This window comes from Flavobacterium pokkalii (genome assembly GCF_014596575.1).
Lineage (GTDB): Bacteria > Bacteroidota > Bacteroidia > Flavobacteriales > Flavobacteriaceae > Flavobacterium > Flavobacterium pokkalii.
The window spans coordinates 258924-279287 of the sequence record NZ_NASZ01000003.1 but is presented as its reverse complement, the minus strand read 5'-3'; the positions used below and the strand labels follow the sequence as shown (position 1 = coordinate 279287).

Below are 20364 nucleotides of genomic sequence, written 5' to 3'. Positions count from 1 at the left end.
TAAAGCTGAATTTAAAAGGAATGAGCCCGATACAATATCGAGCTCATTATTATCAAAATTAATTATAAATTTGTCTAAACTTTTGGGGGCAGTCTATTTCTTCACCGCACTAGGGTTTATATTCCGTTGTTTTTTAAAATAATTGGAAAGATGGCTTTCATCGGTGAAACCAAATTCGTAGGCAATTTGTTTTAGCGACAGTTGTTTGTTTTGGATTCTTTTTTCTATTAATTGAGTTCGTAGCTTGTTGCAATATTCCCGATAGCTTATGGTGAAATTGCGTTTAAAATAACTTCCGAAATAATTTTGAGAAATATTAAAATGAGCAGCAATCGTTTTTATTTGCACCAGTTTTGGGTTGTAAATATTTTGATGAATGTAAGAGATAATCTGATCGTTGTCAATTCCGAAGCCTGAAAATTTGATGTTTTGTTGCTGCAAACTTTCTTTGATTAAACCAAAAATGGATAAGATTTGATAAAAAGCAATTGGCGAAGTTGAAATATTTCCGGTGTTATTGTAGGTTCGGATGTTGTCGATGGTGTTTTTTAAAATAGCAGCACAACTTTCGTTGAGCTTTAAAACATTTTCTTTCAGTGACTGTTCGCGCATAAAATTTTCCGGTGTGTTGAGTAAAAATTCGTCACAGGAAAGTTTTTTATTCGAATTAAAATAGGTGTCGGTAAATTTGATAAAGAAAAACCGGGTGGTTTCTTTAATATCAAAATAATGTTCGTCATCGGTTGAAAGTAAAAATAAATCTCCGCTTTGATACGGAATCAGGTTTTTGTTCAGTTGATGGATTCCACTTCCTTTGATGATGTAAATAATCTCGTAATAGGTATGGCTGTGCCGGGGAAGATGGTATTGATCTTCCTCAAATTCATCGATGACTAAGGTGTCAAATTGATTTAATTTTTTCATAACCTAAAATTGCAAGTTTATGTTGTAAAATTACAATTTATTTGAGGTAGTTGTCAATAAATTTGCAAAGTAAAAGAGGTTGTCTTTTTAAATGAGAAATCTCTAATGTTAATTTTTTAGGTAGAATGTTATGAAAAAAAGTTTGCTGGCACTGGCTTTGGGAGGTTTGACTATTGGGATTACGGAGTTTGTGATGATGGGAATATTACCGGATGTTGCTGCTGATTTAAATGTGAGTATTCCAATTGCAGGATATTTAATTTCGGCTTATGCGCTTGGTGTAGTTATTGGTGCGCCTTTATTGGTAGTTGTTGCCCGAAATTATCCGCCCAAAAAAACGCTTTTAATTTTGGCAGGAATGCTTGCGTTTTTTAATTCGCTGTCTGTAGTTGTGCCAAATTATGGTTTTTTTGTTTTAACCCGATTGTTGTCGGGATTGCCGCATGGAGCTTTTTTTGGTGTTGGGGCAGTAGTAGCCAGTCGCCTGGCCGAAAAGGGAAAAGAAGCTCAGGCAATTTCGATTATGTTTGCGGGATTAACAATTGCCAATCTTATCGGGGTGCCTATTGGAACTTTTATAGGTCATCATCTTTCCTGGCGTTATACTTTTATCTTAATCGGAATTTTGGGAGTATTAACACTTGTTTCGCTTTATTTTTGGATGCCAAATTTACCTTCTAATGATCAGGTGTCGATGAAGAAACAAATGCGGTTATTTACTAAAATTGAAGCTTGGCTGGTGATTTTGATAACTGCTATTGGAGTGGGAGGATTGTTTTGCTGGATTAGTTATATAGCGCCTTTATTGACTGATATTTCAGGTTTTTCTGCAACGAGTGTTCCTTATATCTTGATTTTAGCTGGTGCCGGAATGGTTGTTGGGAATATGATTGGAGGTAAATTAGCTGATACATTTCAGCCTGATAGAACACTGGTTGTGTTGTTTTTGTTGATGGCTTTGGATTTGGTTATGGTATTTTTATTTTCTTATAATCCTTATGTTAGTTTGTTTTTAGTGTTTTCAACCGGATGTATTTCGTTTACATTTATTGCATCAATTCAAATGTTAATGATTCAGGTTGCGGTAGGAGCCGAGATGATTGCTTCGGCAGCTATACAGGCATCATTTAATATTGGTAATGCTTTGGGGGCTTTTCTTGGTGGTTTGCCATTGGTTGCCGGTTATAGTTATGCTTCGCCAAATTTAGTGGGGATAGGAATGTCCTTAATGGGGGTTTTGTTTACGGTGTTGTTTTTGCAGAGAAAACAGCGGGCTTTGAAGTTGCAAAGTATTTGATTTAAATTTTAGAAATAAGACACAAAAAAACCGCTAATCTCACGAAAAGCGGTTTTTTGTTTAGTCTTCTGTAATAGCATTTCCTTTATTGTCAAAGAAATGATATTCTAAATACGTGTAAGCGTCACGTGGTATAATTTTCACCCATTTTTTATGTTCAAGAAACCATTTTGAACGTAATGATGGAAAACCTTTGCTGAGGTATGCAGCCACAAACGGGTGTACATTGAGTACTACTTTTTTGTGGGTTTTTAAAACTCTTTCCAGATCGGCATTGATTTTATCAATGATTAAAATTGGTGCTTCAATTTCACCATTTTCATTGTTTGGATCTTCTTCTCTGGTTTTAATATTTCTTTCCGGTCTTACTCTTTGTCTGGTAATTTGGACTAATCCAAATTTACTCGGAGGTAAGATTTTGTGTTTTGCTTTATCATCGCTCATTTCTTCCCTCAGGAAGTCGAAGAGGACTTTGCGGTTTTCGGGATTCGACATATCGATAAAATCTACTACGATTATTCCGCCCATATCGCGCAAACGCAATTGTCTGGCTATTTCGGCTGCGGCAATCATATTAACTTCCATGGCTGTGTCTTCCTGATTAGTCGCTTTATTCGAACGGTTTCCACTGTTCACGTCTATAACGTGTAAAGCTTCGGTGTGTTCGATAATTAAATAAGCTCCTTTACTCATGGAAACGGTTTTTCCAAAAGAAGTTTTGATTTGTCTCTCTATATTGAATTTCTCGAAAATAGGCGTGTCGTTTGATTGATAAAACTTCACAATTGATTGTTTGGATGGTGCAATTTCTTGCAGGTAATCCTTGGTTTGATGGTACAACTCTTCATCATCTATTTGAATACTGGTAAAAGTATCGTTGAAAACATCTCTAAGTATTGAGGAAGCTCTGTTGAGTTCACCCAAAACTTTTGAGGGATGATGAGCAGTTGGTAATTTCTTATACATTGCAGACCATCTGCTGAGCAGGTTCTGCAAATCTTTTTCTAATTCGGCTGTATTTTTGCCTTCGGCTACTGTGCGAACAATAACGCCAAATCCTTTTGGTTTGATAGATTGTACCAGTTTTTTAAGTCGGTCTTTTTCTTTTTTGTCTTCTATTTTTTGAGAAATAGAAACGCGGTCAGAGAAAGGGACTAACACAATAAAACGTCCGGCAAGAGAAAGCTCAGCGCTTATTCTTGGGCCTTTGGTTGATATTGGTTCTTTTACAACCTGTACTAAGATAGATTGATTGGCATTGATTACATCAGTAATAGTACCGTCTTTGTCTATCTCTTTTTCAAACTGAAAGTTTTTTAGGGAGAAATCTTTTATTTTACCTGCGCTTACAAGTTTTATGAATTTCAGTTGGGAAGTTAGATTAGGGCCTAAGTCGTGATAATGTAAAAAAGCGTCTTTTTCAAAACCTACATTTACAAAAGCAGCGTTAAGTCCGGCAACAGGTTTTCTGATTTTAGCAATAAAAATATCGCCTACCTGAAAATTGCTGGTTTCTTCTTCTTTGTGTAATTCAATTAGTTTTCCATCTTTTAATAAGGCAAAATCTACGGAATCAGAACTAGATCGAATGATTAATTCTTTATTCACGTTGTAAATTTTTATCTGTTTTTTCAGAAAATAGAATATAGAGAATAGAAAATAGACTTGAAAAATCTAAAATCTGAAATCTGAAATCTAAAATCTTATTTACAGATGGATTAAACAATATTTTGAACAGGTATTAACCCGGAGGAATTCAGTGTGCAGTATTCAGTAAGCAGAAAACAGTTTTATGCTGCGGTCTGAAATCTAAATTCTGAAGTCTGAAAACCAAATTTCAATGAACGTTTAAAAAGAAAAAAGTAGTTATAAACTACTTTTTCTTTTTGTGACGGTTAGCTCTCGCTCTTTTTTTACGTTTGTGAGTCGCTACCTTATGTCTTTTTCTTTTTTTACCACTTGGCATATCTTGTCGATTTTATGATTAATTAATATTATTTTGCTTCGTTGTTTGTTTTTACTCCTTCTACAAATACTTTTGCAGGTTTGAAAGCAGGAATATTGTGTGCAGGAATTTTGATGGTAGTGTTTTTAGAGATATTTCTACCTGTTTTCTCTGCTCTTGTCTTTACGATAAAGCTACCGAAACCTCTTAAATATACATTGTCTCCAGTTTCTAATGAAGTTTTTACTTCCTCCATAAAAGTCTCAACTGTTGCTTGAACATCACCTTTTTCAAGACCTAATTTTTCTGAAATTTTCGCTACGATATCTGCTTTCGTCATTTTCTTTCCTTATTTATTATTCTGTAATAATTTTTTTGAGTGTGCAAATATATGAATTAAAAAAACAATTATTCAAGCTAATTCATTAAATTTTAATTACATAAACTTTTACTTTTGTCAACAAATTTTTTATAATGATTTTTTATAACTCGTTAATAAAGTGGTATTTAGAAAATAAGCGTGATTTGCCATGGCGAAAAACCACTAATCCATACCATATTTGGCTCTCGGAAATTATGCTCCAACAGACGCGAGTAGCGCAGGGATTGCCCTATTTTTTGTCTTTTGTTGAAGCTTTTCCAACGGTTTTTGATTTGGCAAAAGCCGAGGAAGAACAGGTGTTGAAATTGTGGCAGGGATTAGGTTATTATTCCCGTGCCCGAAATCTGCATAAAACAGCTCAATATATTGCGACGGAATTAAACGGAGTTTTTCCGGACAACTATAAAGATTTGTTACAATTAAAAGGAGTGGGCGATTATACTGCTGCGGCCATTGCTTCTTTTTCCTATAATGAAGCCGTTCCTGTAGTGGACGGAAATGTATTTAGAGTACTTTCCCGTTATTTTGATATGGATACCGATATTGCTCAGGCTACCGCCAAAAAAGAATTCGCAGCCTTAGCTTTTGAATTAATGCCAAAAGATAACCCGGCTATTTTTAATCAGGCTATTATGGAGTTTGGTGCTTTGCAATGTGTGCCTAAAAATCCGGATTGTGCGGTTTGTGTTTTTAACGAAAGTTGTGCGGCTTTGCAAAAAAAGAAAGTTGAGTTATTGCCGGTGAAATCCAAAAAAGTAAAAGTGAGGAATCGCTACTTTAATTATATTATGGTTTCGGATGCCGATGAGAAGACTTTGGTGCAAAAAAGAACTGCGAAGGGAATTTGGTATAATTTATACGAGTTTCCTTTGATTGAAACTTTGCAGGAAGAAGACTTCGAGTTCGTTTCTAATGCGGTCGCTACGAACTCTTTTTTTGCTAATCCTGTTATAAGTATGCAGGCTTGCAACGAAAAAAGTATTGTGCATAAATTGTCGCATCAGCATTTGCATATTAAGTTTTGGAAGCTGAATGTAAAAGGGGAGTTGGTCAACGGAATTACCAAAGAGGAATTAAAGCAATATCCGTTTCCAATTGTGATTCATAATTTTATTGAATCGGAATAGAAAATAAGGAGTAAAAAATGTATCTTTGGTAGCAATACCAGCTTATATATTATGAACGGAACATTAAATAAGGTGATGCTTATTGGTCATTTAGGTGACGATGTTAAAATGCACTATTTTGATGCAGGTAATTGTATTGGAAGATTTCAATTGGCTACGAATGAAGTGTATATTAATAAGACAACCAATGAGCGGATTGTTTCAACCGAATGGCATAATATTGTAGTTCGTAATAAAGCGGCTGAAATATGTGAAAAATATTTGTCAAAAGGAGATAAGATTTATGTAGAAGGAAGGATTAAATCCCGTCAATGGCAGGTAGAAGATGGTTCGACGAAGCATACTGTTGAAATTCAGGTAACGGAATTTACTTTTTTAACAACTAAAAAAGAGACTGAAAACAATAAACAAATTCAGCATCCGGATGCTACTAAAAACACTAATTTTGATACGCCCAATAAAGGCTTACCTATAAATGATTTGCCTTTTTAATTGTTTAACTAATCTTTTCTAATTTGGACCCGGAGCCCAGTTTTAATTTTGTTTATACTTTAGATGTAAATCTATTGTTCGGTTTTGCCGGAATATTTGTGTTGCTTTTTTGTTCAGCAGTTGTTTCCGGAGCCGAAGTTGCCTTGTTTTCGCTTTCGCAAAAAGATATCGATGAGGCACTTCAGGAAAATCTTTCTACCGGAAAAATTCTTTCAGAGCTATTGCAGCGACCTAAAAAATTATTGGCAACACTTCTCGTAGCGAATAACTTTATTAATATAGGAGTCGTTATTCTTTTTTCTTTTATTGGTTCCGATTTGTTTGCAGCCATTACTTCGCCTTTGTTGAAATTTATTTTTGAGGTAATTGTGGTTACTTTTCTGTTGTTGCTTTTTGGTGAAGTTTTGCCAAAAGTATATGCCAGCCGAAACAATATCAAATTTGCCAAAACGATTGCTTATCCTATTTCGGTTTTAGATCAGTTTTTGTCTCCAATAAGCATTCCAATGCGTTCGGCTACGGTTTACTTGCATAATAAATTAGGAAAACAAAAAACTAATTTTTCGGTTGACCAATTATCACAGGCTTTGGAATTAACCGCTGCTGATGAAACTTCGACCGATGAACAGAAAATTTTGGAAGGAATTGTGTCTTTTGGAAATACTGATACCAAACAGGTGATGAGTCCCCGAATTGATATTTTTGCGTTGGAAATTTCGGAGACTTTTGAAGAAATTTATACCAAAATTTTAGAAAAAGGTTATTCCCGAATTCCGGTCTATCGGGATAATATTGATCAAATTGAAGGGGTTTTGTTTATCAAAGATTTGTTGCCACATATTGACAAGCAAAATTTTAACTGGACAACTTTGATAAGAGAGCCGTTCTTTGTGCCGGAAAATAAAAAGTTAGACAATTTGTTGAAAGATTTTCAGGCAATGAAAAGTCATTTGGCTATTGTGGTGGATGAATATGGCGGAACTTCCGGTTTGGTTTCTTTGGAAGATGTTATCGAGGAAATCGTTGGTGATATTAGTGATGAATTTGACGATGAGGATATTAATTTTTCACAAATAGACGAGCGTAATTTCCTTTTCGAAGGTAAAATTAATCTTAAGGATTTCTATCGAATTGTTGATGTTGACGAAGAATCGTTTGAAGAGAAAAAAGGAGAGGCCGAAACTTTAGCGGGGTTTATTTTGGAAATTTCAGGTAATTTTCCGGCTAAAGGACAAAAAATTGCTTTTGAAAATTGTGTTTTTACGATTGAAGTGGTGGATAAAAAACGTATCAAACAGATAAAAGTTACTATTGATGTTTAATTTAAAGTGTGTGGATAAGAAAAAGATTTTAGTTCAGTCTGTTGTTGTGTGTTTTATAGTGCTGTTTTCGGCTTGTAAAAAGGAAGTTTTACCTAAACCGGCTGCTTATTTGCGATTAGATTATCCGATGGCTCAGTATGCGCATTTTGAAAATAGCTGTCCTTTTGCTTTTGATATTAATGCAAAGGCGATTATAAAAGGTGAAAAGGATTGCGGATTTACGATTTCGTACCCAAAGATGAAAGCAACCATTTATCTGACGTATAAGCCGGTAAATAATAATTTGAACAAATTGTTGCGTGATGCTCAAAAACTAACTTTTGAACACGTAATTAAAGCGGATGATATTTTAGAACAACCGTATTTAAATCCGGAGAAGAAAGTGTACGGAATGTTTTATCAGGTGGATGGAAATGCGGCGACAAATTCACAGTTTTATTTGACAGATAGTACCCGACATTTTTTAACGGGTTCAGTTTATTTTTATGCTAAACCTAATTTTGATTCCATTATGCCGGCTGCGAGTTATATTAAAAATGACATGCAGCATTTGATGGAAACTTTATCATGGAAATAGTATTTTGTAATTGGAAAGAAATAAAAAAGGATTCGCAGCTGCGAATCCTTTTTTGTTGGTAATTATTCAAAAACCGGTTTGTCAACCGGATTGGCATATTTGTCAAAATAGAAAATAGGAATGTTGAGTTTTTCCAGTGCTGGTATCACTTCTTTTCCTTTGCCAACGATAATTATTCTGGAATTGTCCAGTAAAAAATATTTGTTGGCAGCGGCTATAACATCTTCTTTGGTAACGGCGTTGATGGTTTTGATGTAGTTTTCGTAAAAATCAGCAGGAAGTTCCTCGATTTCTGTGTTTAGAGCGTATCGTGCTACCGATTCCGGTTTTTCGGCTTTCATTACAAAACGACCAATGTAACCGGCTTTGGCACTTTCAAGGGCTTCGGTTGTTACTTTTTCGGTTCTTATTTTTTTGATTTCTTTGATGAATTCTACAACAGCACTGTCGGTTACATTGTTTTTTACGGCAGAAGTCGAGCGAATACTGGTTACGTGTTTTCCTGCTCCAATATTCGAACTTGCTCCGTAAGTCCAACCGTGAGCTTCTCTTAAATTCATGTTTAGGTAACTGTTAAAACCACCACCTAAGATGTAGCTGGCAATAACGGTTGGGAAGAAATCCTTGTCGTTCATTTTTAAGCGGTATGAGTTTACAACGGAAATATCCGATTGTACGGCATTGGGAACATCGACAAAGTTGATTTGTATGTTGGCTACATTTTTGGGATCCGGATAAGTAATGTCGTTATTGGATGTTTTTTTCCAGGAACCAAAAAGCTGCTCTACAAGTGGTTTTATTTCTTCGAATTTAATGTCGCCTACAATGGCTAAATAAGCGTTTTGAGGAACAAAATGCGTCTGATAGTTTTTTATGACATCTTCTAATGTGATGTTTGATAGGGAGTTTTCGATAATAAATTCGCCCAAAGGATGGTTTTTTCCATAAGCTAAAGCGTTAACCACTCTGCCGGCAATTGCTGAAACGCTTTTTTCCTGAGAGCGTAAGCCTTCAATTAATTTGGCTTTTTCTTTGTCAAGTTCTTCCTGAGTAAAATTAGGAGCCAAAGCTCCGTAAGAAAGAAGTTCCAGAGTTCTTTTTGCAAATTTAGACAGGGCGCTGGCGTGAGCACTGCCGGAACTAAAAGACATATTAGCGCCCATGAAATCAACCTCTTCGTTAAAGTCTTCTTTGGAAATTTTGGTACTTCCGTTACCTATTAGATTGCTGCATAATTCATCGACTCCTTTTTTATCGCCTTCGGCAAATGGAGGTGTGTCTATCGTGAGGTTGAAAGTTACTTTGGGTAGTTTGTGGTTTTCAACAACCATAACTTTAAGTCCGTTGGCTAAGGTAAAAGTTTGTGGTTTTTTTATGTTTACTACCGGAGGTTTTCCGGCTGTAGGTTGTTTGCGGTCTTGTGCTGGCATGATTGCGGTAACTAATATTAGGATGAGTAATATACTTGATTTCTTCATGGTTCGAAAGGACTTAGTTTTCGTTTTTTTCCGGTGTAGGAATGTAATCCAATAGTAAACGTTGATTTGGATTCAGGTATTTTTTTGCTGCTGTTCTGATTTCTTCTCTGGTGATGGAATGATAAATGTTGATGTCGTTATTAATAAGATTTACATCTCCGTACAACAGATAATATTTGGCTAGATTTTCGGCAATTCCTTCCACGTTTGAATTGTCGTTTACATAAAGATTTTCAAATTGATTCAGAAGTTTTTGATAATCTCTCTCTGAAATTAAATCCGTTTGGAGTTTGGTGATTTCTTCGTCAATTTCCTGAAGTAAATCCTGACCGGTGTAGTTGGTCATCGGTAATCCGTAAACAATGTACATGCCGTAGTCTTCTTCATTAAAACTTACGGCGCCAATTTGAAGTGCTTTTTTCTTCTCGTCCACTATTTTTTTATATAGTTTAGAACTTTTTCCGTCGCTTAAATAGGCGGAGATAAAATCTAAAGCGCGCGCATCTCTGGTTTTCATAGAAGGGGTGCGGTAAGCCGAGATAATCATCGGAATTTGGATATTGGGATCGATGTGTGTGGCTTTGATTGTTTCGGTAATTGGCTTTTCAACAAATTTTTCTCTTACAATATCATTTCCTTTTTTAATTGGTCCAAAATAATTTTGAATCCATTCTTTGGCTTGTTTTTGTTCAAAATCCCCGGCAACTACTAAAACGGCATTGTTGGGAACGTAGAATTTTTCGTTAAAAGCTTTGAAGTCTTCCAACTTAGCGGCTTCCAAATGTTCGGTAGAACCAATTGTGGTCCAACGATACGGATGGTTTACAAATAGGTTTTTTTTAACTGCTTCGATAATTCTTCCGTAGGGTTGATTGTCATAGCGCGAATTTTTTTCTTCTTTGATAACTTCTTTTTGAGTGTCAACTCCTATTTGGTTAATAATAGGATGCATCAGTCTTTCTGATTCCATCCAAAGTGCCAGTTCTAAATTATTAGACGGGAAAACTTCGTAGTAATAAGTTCGGTCGTCGGAAGTGTTGGCATTGTTTACTCCGCCATTAGAAGTTACGATGTTAAACCATTCGCCTCTTTTAATATTTTTTGTTCCTTCAAATAATAAATGTTCAAAGAAGTGTGCAAAGCCTGTTTTGTTAGGGTTTTCGTCTTTAGATCCTACGTGATACATTACCGAAGTGATTACTACAGGTGCGCTATTGTCCTGGTGTAAGATAACGTGTAGACCGTTGTCGAGGTTGTATTCCTCGAAGTTTATTTTTTGAGCTGTGACAGCACCGCTAAGTAAAAGTGTAGAACTAATTGACATTATTAATTTTTTCATACAGATTAATAAAAAGGAGTTGACAATACATGGCTGTGTATTATTATTGTTTCAAAAATACCTTTTTTTAGTTTTGATTCAATGATTCTGTTTTTTTTAACAAAAATATAAGTTGGTTGCCCGTTTCTAAGGTGCTGAAAATAAAGCACAAATGAGAGAAAATATTTTTTTAAATTAAGTGATTGTGTGGTAAAAAAATAATTGTATATTTGCAACCTTAAAAATCAATAAATCAATTTGGTATGTATGCAATCGTAGAGATAGCAGGGCAACAATTCAAAGTAAGCAAAGACTTAAAGGTTTATGTTCACCGTTTAGCTAACGAAGAAGGATCAAAAGTTTCTTTTGATAAAGTTCTTTTGTTAGATGACAATGGAAATGTAACTTTAGGCGCCCCAGCTATAGAAGGTGCTTCAGTAGAAGCTAAAGTGTTACAACACTTAAAAGGAGACAAAGTTATCGTTTTCAAAAAGAAAAGAAGAAAAGGATACAAAAAAAGAAATGGTCACAGACAATATCTTACTCAAATTGTAATTGAGGGTATTACTGCAGCAGGTGCTAAAAAAGCGGCTTCTAAAAAAGCAGCAGCTGAAGCAACTGTAGAAACAGCTGAAGCTCCAAAGAAAAAAGCGACTAAAGCTAAAAAAGAAGATACTCAAGAATAATAACAATATTAAAACTTAAACATCATGGCTCACAAGAAAGGTGTCGGTAGTTCTAAGAATGGTAGAGAATCAGAATCGAAACGTTTAGGTGTTAAGATTTTTGGTGGACAAGCTGCTATCGCAGGGAACATCATCGTAAGACAAAGAGGTTCTAAACACAATCCAGGTGAAAATGTTTACATCAGTAAAGATCACACACTACACGCAAAAGTAGACGGAATTGTGAAGTTCCAAAAGAAAAGAGATAACAAATCTTATGTTTCTATCCTTCCATTTGAAGTAGAAGCTTAATTGATTTTCTCAGAATTATTTAAAAAACCCATTCCTAGCGAATGGGTTTTTTTATGTTTAAAAATGAATGAGGGTAAATAGTTTAGTTGTATTTTAATAGCGTATCTGATTACGGCTCAGAAGGCTACAGATATGAATCCTGGGTCACCAGCTAAAGTTTAAAACATTTTTTGTGTCAGGTTTAAGACAGGTTTTTAAAGTAAGGAATAATAGTTTTAATAAACAATTTGCCGTTTTTTTCAGAAGTTGGTACAAATAACAAATCCCCTTGTTTTCATTTAAAACAAGGGGATTTATCGTTGAAAACTGAATTAATAATTATAGCAGCTTAATCCATTGGGCCTCCGGGTCTGCCGCCACCAAATCCTCCCGGTGGGCGATTGCCTCTGTCCATGCCTTCCATGTTACGGTTGTTTCTTCCGGGAGCTTTTTGTGTTCCTGAGAAGTTTTGAATTTTATAAGTAAGTGAGAACATTGCATAGCGTTGTAAAACCGTATTGTAGTTGTCAGTAACTGCCGTTGATGAAATGCTTCGGGTGATACTTTGGTTTTGGTTTAAAATGTCATAAACTTTTACCTTGGCAACAAAGGTTTTGTTTAAGAAAGTGTATGATAAACTGGTATTCCATAAGTAGAAACTTTGATTGATGGAGTTGTAAGTGTAACCAAAATCATTCCCCCAAATCCAATTGGTTGGCCAATATGATGTTGTTTGCAGATTAATTCGGTGTACTACATTGGATCTTGATTTAAGCGAACTGATATCATAATCGGTTTCATTATAAGAGAAATTATAAGAAGGAGCGACAGTGAAAAATTCGCCATAATCATAATTTAAATAGATTCTTGGTGTAATTCCTTTGGAAGTAGCTCCGTATAAAACGCCATTGGTGAATCCTTTGTCGAAATTATAATTTGCGTTTAAGGCAATTCCGTATCTCAATAAATTAGATTCCTGTTTGATAGATTTATTCCAACTACCACCTCCGGAAAAGGAATAGGTTCCTGAAATATTAGTGTAAGTTGTGGTACGGCTGTTATCAGTATTGTAAATAGAAGTGCTAATAACATCGTTTTTGTTATAATTGGCATTCAAATAAAAGTTGTATCCGGAACGGGTGCGGAAATCAAAATTTCTATAGTTTAATCTTGCACTATGGGTTTCTGTAGGATTCAAATCCGGATTTCCGGTAACAGTATTTAAAGTGTTGGATACGTTTTGAATTGGCAGCAATTGGGATGCCGAAGGTAACGATTGATCGTAGTTGTATCTAAAAGTCAAATTTTTAGAACGATCTGCTCGGTATCGAATTTGTAAAGCATTGCTTGGTAATATGTATTTTTGATTCAAATCGATGGCATTTCCTTTGTAAAACGAATGGTTGTCGTATTGTAAGATAGAGGCTGATGAATTGATGTCAAAAGTGAATTTGTTTTTTTGAAAACGAATCCCTGTTTTTGGAACAATACTATTTTGTTTAGAAGTCAAAAAGGTTGTTTGATCTTCGTTAATATTGGTGTAAACATCGTTTCCGATATCATCAAAAGTTTTATTATCGTTAATGTTGTTTTGGTAATTGTATTCTACTCCAATTTTAAATCGAATGGAATCGGTTACGGGTTCGGTATATTCAATTTCGGCAGAATAAGAATCGCTAACACTTCTGTTTTTAATGTTTTGGTCTCTTAGAATCTGTCTGTTGGTCGTGTAGAAATTTGTTTCAGATTCTATGAAGTTATTCGAATTCGAATTCGAATTGTTGTTATTGAATACGAAGCTTAAATTTCGGGCTTTTTTCTCAAAAGATTTATTGAAGTTAATCGAGTTGCTAAAACTGTTCGATTCACTTCTGTTAGCAGATTTTGAAGAGGCGTCATTAGCAAGACTATCATCTGTTAAATTAGTACTGCTACTGCTGGATTCCGGATTGCTTTCGGTAATAGAGGTGTTGAATCTGGGAGCAACAAATAATCGTACCGTTGGTGATATTTTGTATTCTAATTCTACATTGGCTTTGTGGCTGCTGTTTCTGCTGTCTGTTTTGGAATCGGAAACGGTAAAATAGGAATTACCATCCGGACGTAACTCAGTTGATTCAGAATAGTGTTTGTTTTCAGTATGGGCATCTGCATAGTTATAACTTGCATTAGAATTAAAATTTTTGATTAATTCGTCAGAATAGTTAAAACCAAGTAAATTGGATGTAGTGATTCCATTCGCCTGACTTCTGTTTACGGTTGATCCGCGGCTGTTTCTTCCGCCGCCCATGTTGTCAAAAACTTCGTCCTGCGAAAATCCCTGTGCATTAATATTGTTAGAAGAACCTAGCAGACTTATTTTTCGTTTATTGTTAAAATAATTCAGAATAAAACTGGATTCATAGCGGTCGTCAGTACCATAACCACCCATGAATTTTCCAAAATAACCTTTGTTTTTATCTTCATCAATCGTCAGGTTGATACTGGAATTGTCTGAAGCAGCCTGGTCTTTAGAATATTCTTCTTTTTTAGTTTTAAAATCAGAAATTTGAACTTTATTAATGATTTCTGCAGGAAGATTTTTTAAAGCCATAGCACCATCACGGTCAAAGAAAGGTTTGCCGTTCACTAAAACCTGTGTAACTTCCTTACCATTAGCGGTAATTTTCCCGTCGCTATCCACTTCAATTCCGGGAAGTTGTTTTAAAAGAGCTTCTACGTTAGCATCCGGACGTGTTTTGAATAAGGAAGCCTTGAATTCTATGGTGTCATTTTTAATTCTAATAGGAGGATCTTCGCCTTTTACGGTTACTTCGTTCAATGTGTTAACTGATTCAGAAAGATAGATGTTGTTAAAATCTTTATTAGATGTAATTCCTTTTTGTTCTTCGATAAAAGTGTCAAATCCCATGTAAGTGACTTTCAAAAATACAGGTTTGTCGTTTTTCTTCGCAGCAAAATTGAAGTCTCCGTTTTTATCGGTTAAAGTGTATTCTAAAACTGTAGAATCTTTTACGGTTGTAATGTATACAGTTGCCGATTCCAGCGGAAGTTGGTTGTTGATGTTGAGTACTTTTCCTTTTAAGATGTAGCTGCCCTGAGCCGATGCTAAAAAAGGAAAGCATAATAAGAACAGAAATGATAAATATTTACACATAATAATTTGGTTAAACTTAACATAAGATGTTAATTAACCGGAAAGGTTTAATTAAAAGTGTAAAAATTATATTTATTGGGGCTTATTTGATTCTTGAGGTGGCTATTTTAATATCTGCTGTGGCCCAGCTTTTGGTTATTTTACGGTCTATTTCTTTGGCTAAATTTTGTTTGCCTAATTTTTCATAAGCTAATTTTAATCCTTGATGCGCCCATCCGTTGTTTGGGAATTGTTTGAGATCTATTTCGTAGGTTTTGATGGCTTCGTTATATTTTTTGGCTTCAATTTGAACAGCTCCTAAATGATGTCTTACCGAGAAAAACCAATCCGGAGGTTCGTTGTAGTTGAGATTGTCTTCTGTTTTTATAGCTTTTTCAAGTAGTGAAATACTTTGGTCGTATTTTTTTTCAGAAGCTAAAATTTCTCCTTTAAGAACCTTAGTTGCAATTTGCAGAATATCATACATGGAGTTAAGTTCCCAAATGGTCATTTTTTTCATGGAGGGATCATTGGCTAAAATTTCGAGTTTGACCAATTCGGCTTTGGCTTTTGTAAAATCTTTTTTACCAAGATATGCCATGCCTTTTGCATAATGAGAAATAGCTAACGGATATTTTAAGGTGTCTGATACTAATTTCATTTTTAGAATTTCGTTCCATTTTCCAAATTTTACAGCTACAAAATAGGGGATTACATAATAATGTTGCAGCGTTGACCATCCGGGTTCAATCATAGTTTTAGGATGTACAAGTTCAGAGGTTTTGTTGGCGGCCAGCATTGCCCATTTGTAATTTCCTTCTAATGTAGCGCAAGCAGCCATAAAATGATAATTGTGCGGATAGTAAGCCAGCGGATAAGCTCCCTGTGCGTGGCATAAAGTTACATAACTGCTGTCTTTTTTGACGGCGTTTATATTGGCAACTGTGCCTTTATGATATTCACCGGTTCTGATGTAAATATGAGAAGGCATGTGAATCAGATGTCCTGAGCCGGGAACAAGGCCTTCGTCAAACAATTTAGCAGACTGATTGCCTCTTTCGGGAGAATTGGACGCTTCTACGGCATGGATATAGAAATGATTGGCGCCAATATGTTTGGGGTTTCGAGCTAGTATTTTTGTTAATAAGGATTCGATTTCAGGAGTCCATTTTTTTGGAGTTCCATTTTTCTCATACAAGTCCCAAGGATGTAAATCCATTATCGATTCGACATAAATGGCTGCAATATCATCGTCATCAGGATAATTTGCTGCAACTTTTTTCATAGCCTCAGAATAAGCTTTGTCTAAAGAACTTCGATCTTCTACTGGTTTGGAAACATATCTTTTGGATAAAGCCATAATTAATGCTTTTTCTTTGGTAGTAGCCTTATCTGAAAGTTGAATCGCAGTTTGAATGGCTTTGTATGCCCGTTCGTAATTATCTGGTTCCATTCCGGCATTGTAATTAGGACCTAGCACATAGGCATATCCCCAAAAACACATGGCGCATTGCGGATCTAATTTTGTAGCATAATAGAATGAGCGTGCTGCTTCTGCATGATTAAAACCGTAGGCAAGGGCTAATCCCTGATTGAAATATTTTTGAGCTTCAGTATTTTTAGTAGATATTGGAAAGTGGATAATATCCAAGCCATCAAAAAGAGGTGCTTTGTTATCGGTTTCAAACCATTTAGTATCGGTAGTAGCAGGAGCACAACTTAAACTGTTTTTTCCTGCAACGATTTTCTCTTTTTCAGAGGTTTCTTTTTTACAAGAAAAAAATAAAACACAGACTATTATTATTTTTAAAATAGTTCTCATGATTTCTGAATTTGGCTATTCAAATTTAAGTCAAATAAGCTTTAAATCAAATAATTATATGTTTTTTGATTTTTTTATTTTGTAACTTTAAGGAGTGAATTATTGATTTTTTTGTCGTGAAAAAGTTGGTTTTAATATTGTTATTAGTGTCGTATTCTTGTGGGACTGACGCAAGTGGACTTGATGATTATGAACATTCGGGCGGAGTCGTCCCTTATGCTTTAAGCACAAAATTGAATGCTTCAACTTGGAAAATTACTTTTTTTAGCAATAATGGATTAGAAGAGACCAGTCTTTATTCTTCCTATGTTTTTAAATTCAATAAAAATGAAGATGTTTTAAATGTTAATTCTGGAAAAGTTGAGGTTAATTATCAAGCAAATAAATATGAGGGTATTTGGTCTGTTTATCAAAAAATTATTAGTTACAATCCTTCTCAAGAAGTCTTAGAATTTGGTTGTTTTATTGCATTAAGTTTTGTTTCTCCAAATGATCTTTTGAAAATTGAAGGAGAGTGGCAATCTGTTATGGAAACAAATACTAAGATTGTATTCGTGAAAAAGTTTAATAATGAAATAGTTTCATATTTAACTTTTGAGAAATATTAATTTCGTATAAAAAAACCCTCACATTTCTGTAAGGGTTCTATCTTAATACTTGATACTAATTACTTAATACTAGTATCTGTAATATTCCGGTTTGAATGGGCCTTCAACAGCAACACCAATATAATCAGCTTGTTCTTGAGAAAGTACTTCCAATTCTACACTTAATTTTTTAAGGTGTAAAGCAGCAACTTTTTCATCTAAATGTTTTGGTAACATATATACTTCGTTTCCGTAAGCAGCTGAGTTATTCCAAAGTTCAATTTGAGCTAAAGTTTGGTTTGAGAATGAGTTAGACATTACAAACGATGGGTGACCAGTTGCACATCCTAAATTTACCAAACGTCCTTCAGCAAGGATGATAATTTCTTTTCCTTCTACGTTATAAATATCAACTTGGGGTTTAACTTCTGATTTAGTTGCACCGTAGTTAGTATTCAGCCAAGCCATGTCAATTTCGTTATCGAAGTGTCCAATATTACAAACGATAGCTTTATCTTTCATTTTTAAGAAGTGCTCTCCTCTTACAATGTTAAAGTTACCCGTTGTAGTGATGATGATATCTGCGTTATCAACTACAGTATCTAAACGTTTTACTTCATAACCGTCCATTGCAGCTTGTAAAGCACAGATTGGGTCGATTTCAGTAACAGTTACGATAGAACCAGCTCCACGGAAAGAAGCAGCTGTCCCTTTACCAACGTCACCGTATCCGCAAACAACCACTCTTTTTCCAGCTAACATCACGTCTGTAGCACGACGTACAGCATCAACAGCCGACTCTTTACATCCGTATTTGTTATCAAATTTAGACTTAGTAACAGAATCATTTACGTTGATTGCAGGCATTACTAAAGTTCCGTTTTTCATTCTTTCGTATAAACGGTGAACTCCTGTAGTAGTTTCTTCAGAAAGTCCTTTGATGTCTTTTGTTAATTCAGGGTAACGGTCAAAAACCATATTAGTTAAGTCTCCACCATCATCTAAAATCATGTTCAATGGTTTTCTGTCTTCACCAAAGAATAATGTTTGCTCAATACACCAGTCAAATTCTTCTTCGTTAAGGCCTTTCCAGGCATAAACCGGAATTCCTGCAGCAGCAATAGCAGCAGCAGCATGATCCTGAGTAGAGAAAATGTTACAAGAAGACCAGGTAACTTCGGCTCCTAAAGCAACCAAAGTTTCGATTAAAACTGCAGTTTGGATAGTCATGTGTAAACATCCTGCAATTCTAGCACCTTTTAATGGCTGAGAAGGACCGTATTCTTCACGAATTGCCATTAATCCTGGCATTTCAGCTTCAGCTAATTGAATTTCTTTTCTTCCCCATTCAGCCAAAGCAATGTCTTTAACTTTGTATGGTACATATGGAATTGTTGTAGTACTCATTTATAGTATATTTGTAATTATAAATTTTTTGCAAATTTACGTAATAACTTTAGAATTAAACTAATTTCTAAAATATTTATGAATTGTTTAAGGTCTTAATATTTAGAACTTTAGTTTAAGAATGTTTTTTAGAAGCTAATCCTGCCATTCACTGTATCTTTCCAACCGAACCCCGGCAGGAAAGGATGTCGTTACTGTCAGGGCTAAAAGTATTCAGAGCGAAAGTTGCATCTAACAAATCACAACCTAGAAGAATGCCTTTATTCAAGAAGATAGAATTTAATGCTACGACGCACATTTATATTTGGAAAATAACCGAATCTTTTGAGCAATTGGTTCAGGAAGTTCGTTTAAATCCGGTGTGTCAGGAACGCATTAGTAATATGAAATCCGAAATGCACCAACGCGGATTTCTGAGTGTACGTAAACTGTTGGAAGAAGCTGGTTATACCGATTTTGATTTGTATTATGATGCCTTTGGAAAACCACATTTGCATGATGGAAAGCATATTTCAATCACGCATTCGCATCAATTTTCGTCAATTATTGTTAGTGATGAGGTCGTAGGAATCGATATAGAATTGCAAAGGGAGAAAATTATTCGAATTGCCGATAAATTTTGCGATGCCGAATTTCAATATTTAAACCGCGAAGAAACCGCAGAGTATATTCGGAAATTAACGGTAATTTGGGGAGCCAAAGAAGCAATTTTTAAAATTCAAAACGAAAAAGGAATCAGTTTTAAAGATCATATTGCTGTAAATGCATTCGATTTGAATCAGACGGAAACTTTAGCAAATCTTCATTTTTCGGGTTGGAATAAAGAGTTCCAAATCTTTTTTGAAGAAGTGGAAAATTTTACTTTAGTGTATGCTTTAGAGAAATAGACAGATTTGACAACTTTCAAAAAGTTGTCAAATCTCACAAACAAAATGAATAATAATGGCAAAAACAGAACATTATTTTACTCGTTTTGAAAACAATGGAATTTATCATGTCTATAATAGAAGTATAGATAGAAAACCAATGTTTTTGTCTGATAGAAATTATCATTTTTTTATTCGACAATTTGATAAATACCTTTCAAATTACATTAAAATATATGCTTATTGTTTGTTAGGTAATCATTTTCATTTTTTGATAAAAATAAATGATTTGACAGATTTGACAACTTTTGAAAAGTTGTCAAATTTTAAAAAATCAAATGAATCATCAACAACACATGATATTATAAGTAATCAATTTAAGAAGTTTTTTCAAAGCTATGCTATGGCTTTTAATAAAGAAAATAGCAGAGTAGGTACTCTTTTTCAAACACCTTTTAAAAGAGTAAGGGTGGAAGAAGAAAATTATTTAAGAGAATTGACCTGTTATATAAATACGAATGCGCAAAAGCACAGTCTCGTTAAGGATTTTAGAGATTGGAAATGGTCATCCTATCATAATTTAATTTCTGAAAAAGAAACTAAATTATTCAAAAAAGAAGTTTTAAGTTATTTTGATGATGTTGATAATTTTACATATTCGCATATAGAATATGTAAAGAGAATGGATTCAATAGAAAGAGATTTTTATATTGAAGATTGAAAATTAA

General features: G+C 34.7%; 18 protein-coding genes. 10 read left to right on the top strand and 8 right to left on the bottom strand.

Annotation, left to right across the window (positions count from 1 at the left end; genetic code table 11):
• Window positions 1-93: 93 nt before the first annotated feature.
• Entirely contained in the window at window positions 94-924 is an 831-nt protein-coding gene (locus B6A10_RS04225; protein WP_188219832.1) for an AraC family transcriptional regulator, read from the bottom strand.
• Window positions 925-1054: 130 nt separating this feature from the next.
• Between B6A10_RS04225 and B6A10_RS04220 the strand changes: the two genes are divergently transcribed.
• A complete protein-coding gene (locus B6A10_RS04220; RefSeq protein WP_188219831.1) occupies window positions 1055-2221 on the top strand; it encodes an MFS transporter in 1167 nt (388 codons plus the stop codon).
• A 60-nt stretch (window positions 2222-2281) separates the two neighbouring features.
• On the opposite strand, the gene B6A10_RS04215 is transcribed toward B6A10_RS04220, so the two are convergent.
• Window positions 2282-3829, bottom strand: coding sequence for an Rne/Rng family ribonuclease (locus B6A10_RS04215; protein WP_188219830.1), 1548 nt, complete (start codon window positions 3827-3829; stop codon window positions 2282-2284).
• 386 nt (window positions 3830-4215) lie between these two features.
• The gene (locus B6A10_RS04210; RefSeq protein ID WP_007805026.1) at window positions 4216-4506 is read right to left on the bottom strand and encodes an HU family DNA-binding protein; all 291 of its coding nucleotides are present in this window, start codon (window positions 4504-4506) and stop codon (window positions 4216-4218) included.
• 134 nt (window positions 4507-4640) lie between these two features.
• Here B6A10_RS04210 and mutY point away from each other — a divergent pair, with 134 nt between their 5' ends.
• Genes mutY through gldD form a run of 4 tightly spaced genes read left to right on the top strand, consistent with a single transcriptional unit; the run spans window position 4641 to window position 8066 of the window.
• The gene (gene mutY / locus B6A10_RS04205; RefSeq protein ID WP_188219829.1) at window positions 4641-5675 is read left to right on the top strand and encodes an A/G-specific adenine glycosylase; all 1035 of its coding nucleotides are present in this window, start codon (window positions 4641-4643) and stop codon (window positions 5673-5675) included.
• Window positions 5676-5726: 51 nt separating this feature from the next.
• A complete protein-coding gene (locus tag B6A10_RS04200) occupies window positions 5727-6167 on the top strand; it encodes a single-stranded DNA-binding protein (RefSeq protein WP_188219828.1) in 441 nt (146 codons plus the stop codon).
• A gap of 23 nt (window positions 6168-6190) precedes the next feature.
• Complete coding sequence (locus B6A10_RS04195; RefSeq protein ID WP_188219827.1) at window positions 6191-7489, top strand: gliding motility-associated protein GldE; 1299 nt, start codon at window positions 6191-6193, stop codon at window positions 7487-7489.
• The gene (gldD, locus tag B6A10_RS04190; protein ID WP_055094205.1) at window positions 7482-8066 is read left to right on the top strand and encodes a gliding motility lipoprotein GldD; all 585 of its coding nucleotides are present in this window, start codon (window positions 7482-7484) and stop codon (window positions 8064-8066) included. Before B6A10_RS04195 ends, gldD begins: the two co-directional genes overlap by 8 nt.
• Before the next feature lie 62 nt (window positions 8067-8128).
• Here gldD and B6A10_RS04185 read toward each other — a convergent pair whose 3' ends face one another.
• Entirely contained in the window at window positions 8129-9544 is a 1416-nt protein-coding gene (locus tag B6A10_RS04185; RefSeq protein ID WP_238929357.1) for a M16 family metallopeptidase, read from the bottom strand.
• A 13-nt stretch (window positions 9545-9557) separates the two neighbouring features.
• On the bottom strand, window positions 9558-10883 hold the full coding sequence (locus B6A10_RS04180; protein ID WP_188219826.1) for a M16 family metallopeptidase: 1326 nt from the start codon (window positions 10881-10883) through the stop codon (window positions 9558-9560).
• Window positions 10884-11125: 242 nt separating this feature from the next.
• On the opposite strand from B6A10_RS04180, the gene rplU reads away from it, so the two are divergent.
• Entirely contained in the window at window positions 11126-11548 is a 423-nt protein-coding gene (gene rplU, locus B6A10_RS04175) for a 50S ribosomal protein L21 (RefSeq protein WP_055094211.1), read from the top strand.
• A gap of 24 nt (window positions 11549-11572) precedes the next feature.
• Window positions 11573-11839 (top strand): 50S ribosomal protein L27, encoded by a 267-nt coding sequence (gene rpmA, locus B6A10_RS04170; RefSeq protein WP_026712573.1) that lies wholly within the window; start codon window positions 11573-11575, stop codon window positions 11837-11839.
• A gap of 328 nt (window positions 11840-12167) precedes the next feature.
• Here the strand turns inward: rpmA and B6A10_RS04165 are convergent, their stop codons facing one another.
• Complete coding sequence (locus B6A10_RS04165) at window positions 12168-14975, bottom strand: outer membrane beta-barrel protein (RefSeq protein WP_188219825.1); 2808 nt, start codon at window positions 14973-14975, stop codon at window positions 12168-12170.
• An 82-nt stretch (window positions 14976-15057) separates the two neighbouring features.
• The gene (locus tag B6A10_RS04160) at window positions 15058-16776 is read right to left on the bottom strand and encodes a tetratricopeptide repeat protein (protein ID WP_188219824.1); all 1719 of its coding nucleotides are present in this window, start codon (window positions 16774-16776) and stop codon (window positions 15058-15060) included.
• Between the two features lie 116 nt (window positions 16777-16892).
• On the opposite strand from B6A10_RS04160, the gene B6A10_RS04155 reads away from it, so the two are divergent.
• Complete coding sequence (locus B6A10_RS04155) at window positions 16893-17384, top strand: hypothetical protein (protein ID WP_188219823.1); 492 nt, start codon at window positions 16893-16895, stop codon at window positions 17382-17384.
• A gap of 69 nt (window positions 17385-17453) precedes the next feature.
• Here B6A10_RS04155 and ahcY read toward each other — a convergent pair whose 3' ends face one another.
• Complete coding sequence (ahcY, locus tag B6A10_RS04150; RefSeq protein ID WP_055094217.1) at window positions 17454-18770, bottom strand: adenosylhomocysteinase; 1317 nt, start codon at window positions 18768-18770, stop codon at window positions 17454-17456.
• Between the two features lie 254 nt (window positions 18771-19024).
• Between ahcY and B6A10_RS04145 the strand changes: the two genes are divergently transcribed.
• Both B6A10_RS04145 and B6A10_RS04140 read left to right on the top strand, forming a co-directional pair.
• Entirely contained in the window at window positions 19025-19657 is a 633-nt protein-coding gene (locus B6A10_RS04145) for a 4'-phosphopantetheinyl transferase family protein (RefSeq protein ID WP_188219822.1), read from the top strand.
• A gap of 55 nt (window positions 19658-19712) precedes the next feature.
• Window positions 19713-20357 (top strand): hypothetical protein, encoded by a 645-nt coding sequence (locus tag B6A10_RS04140; protein ID WP_055094221.1) that lies wholly within the window; start codon window positions 19713-19715, stop codon window positions 20355-20357.
• The last annotated feature ends 7 nt before the right edge of the window (window positions 20358-20364 follow it).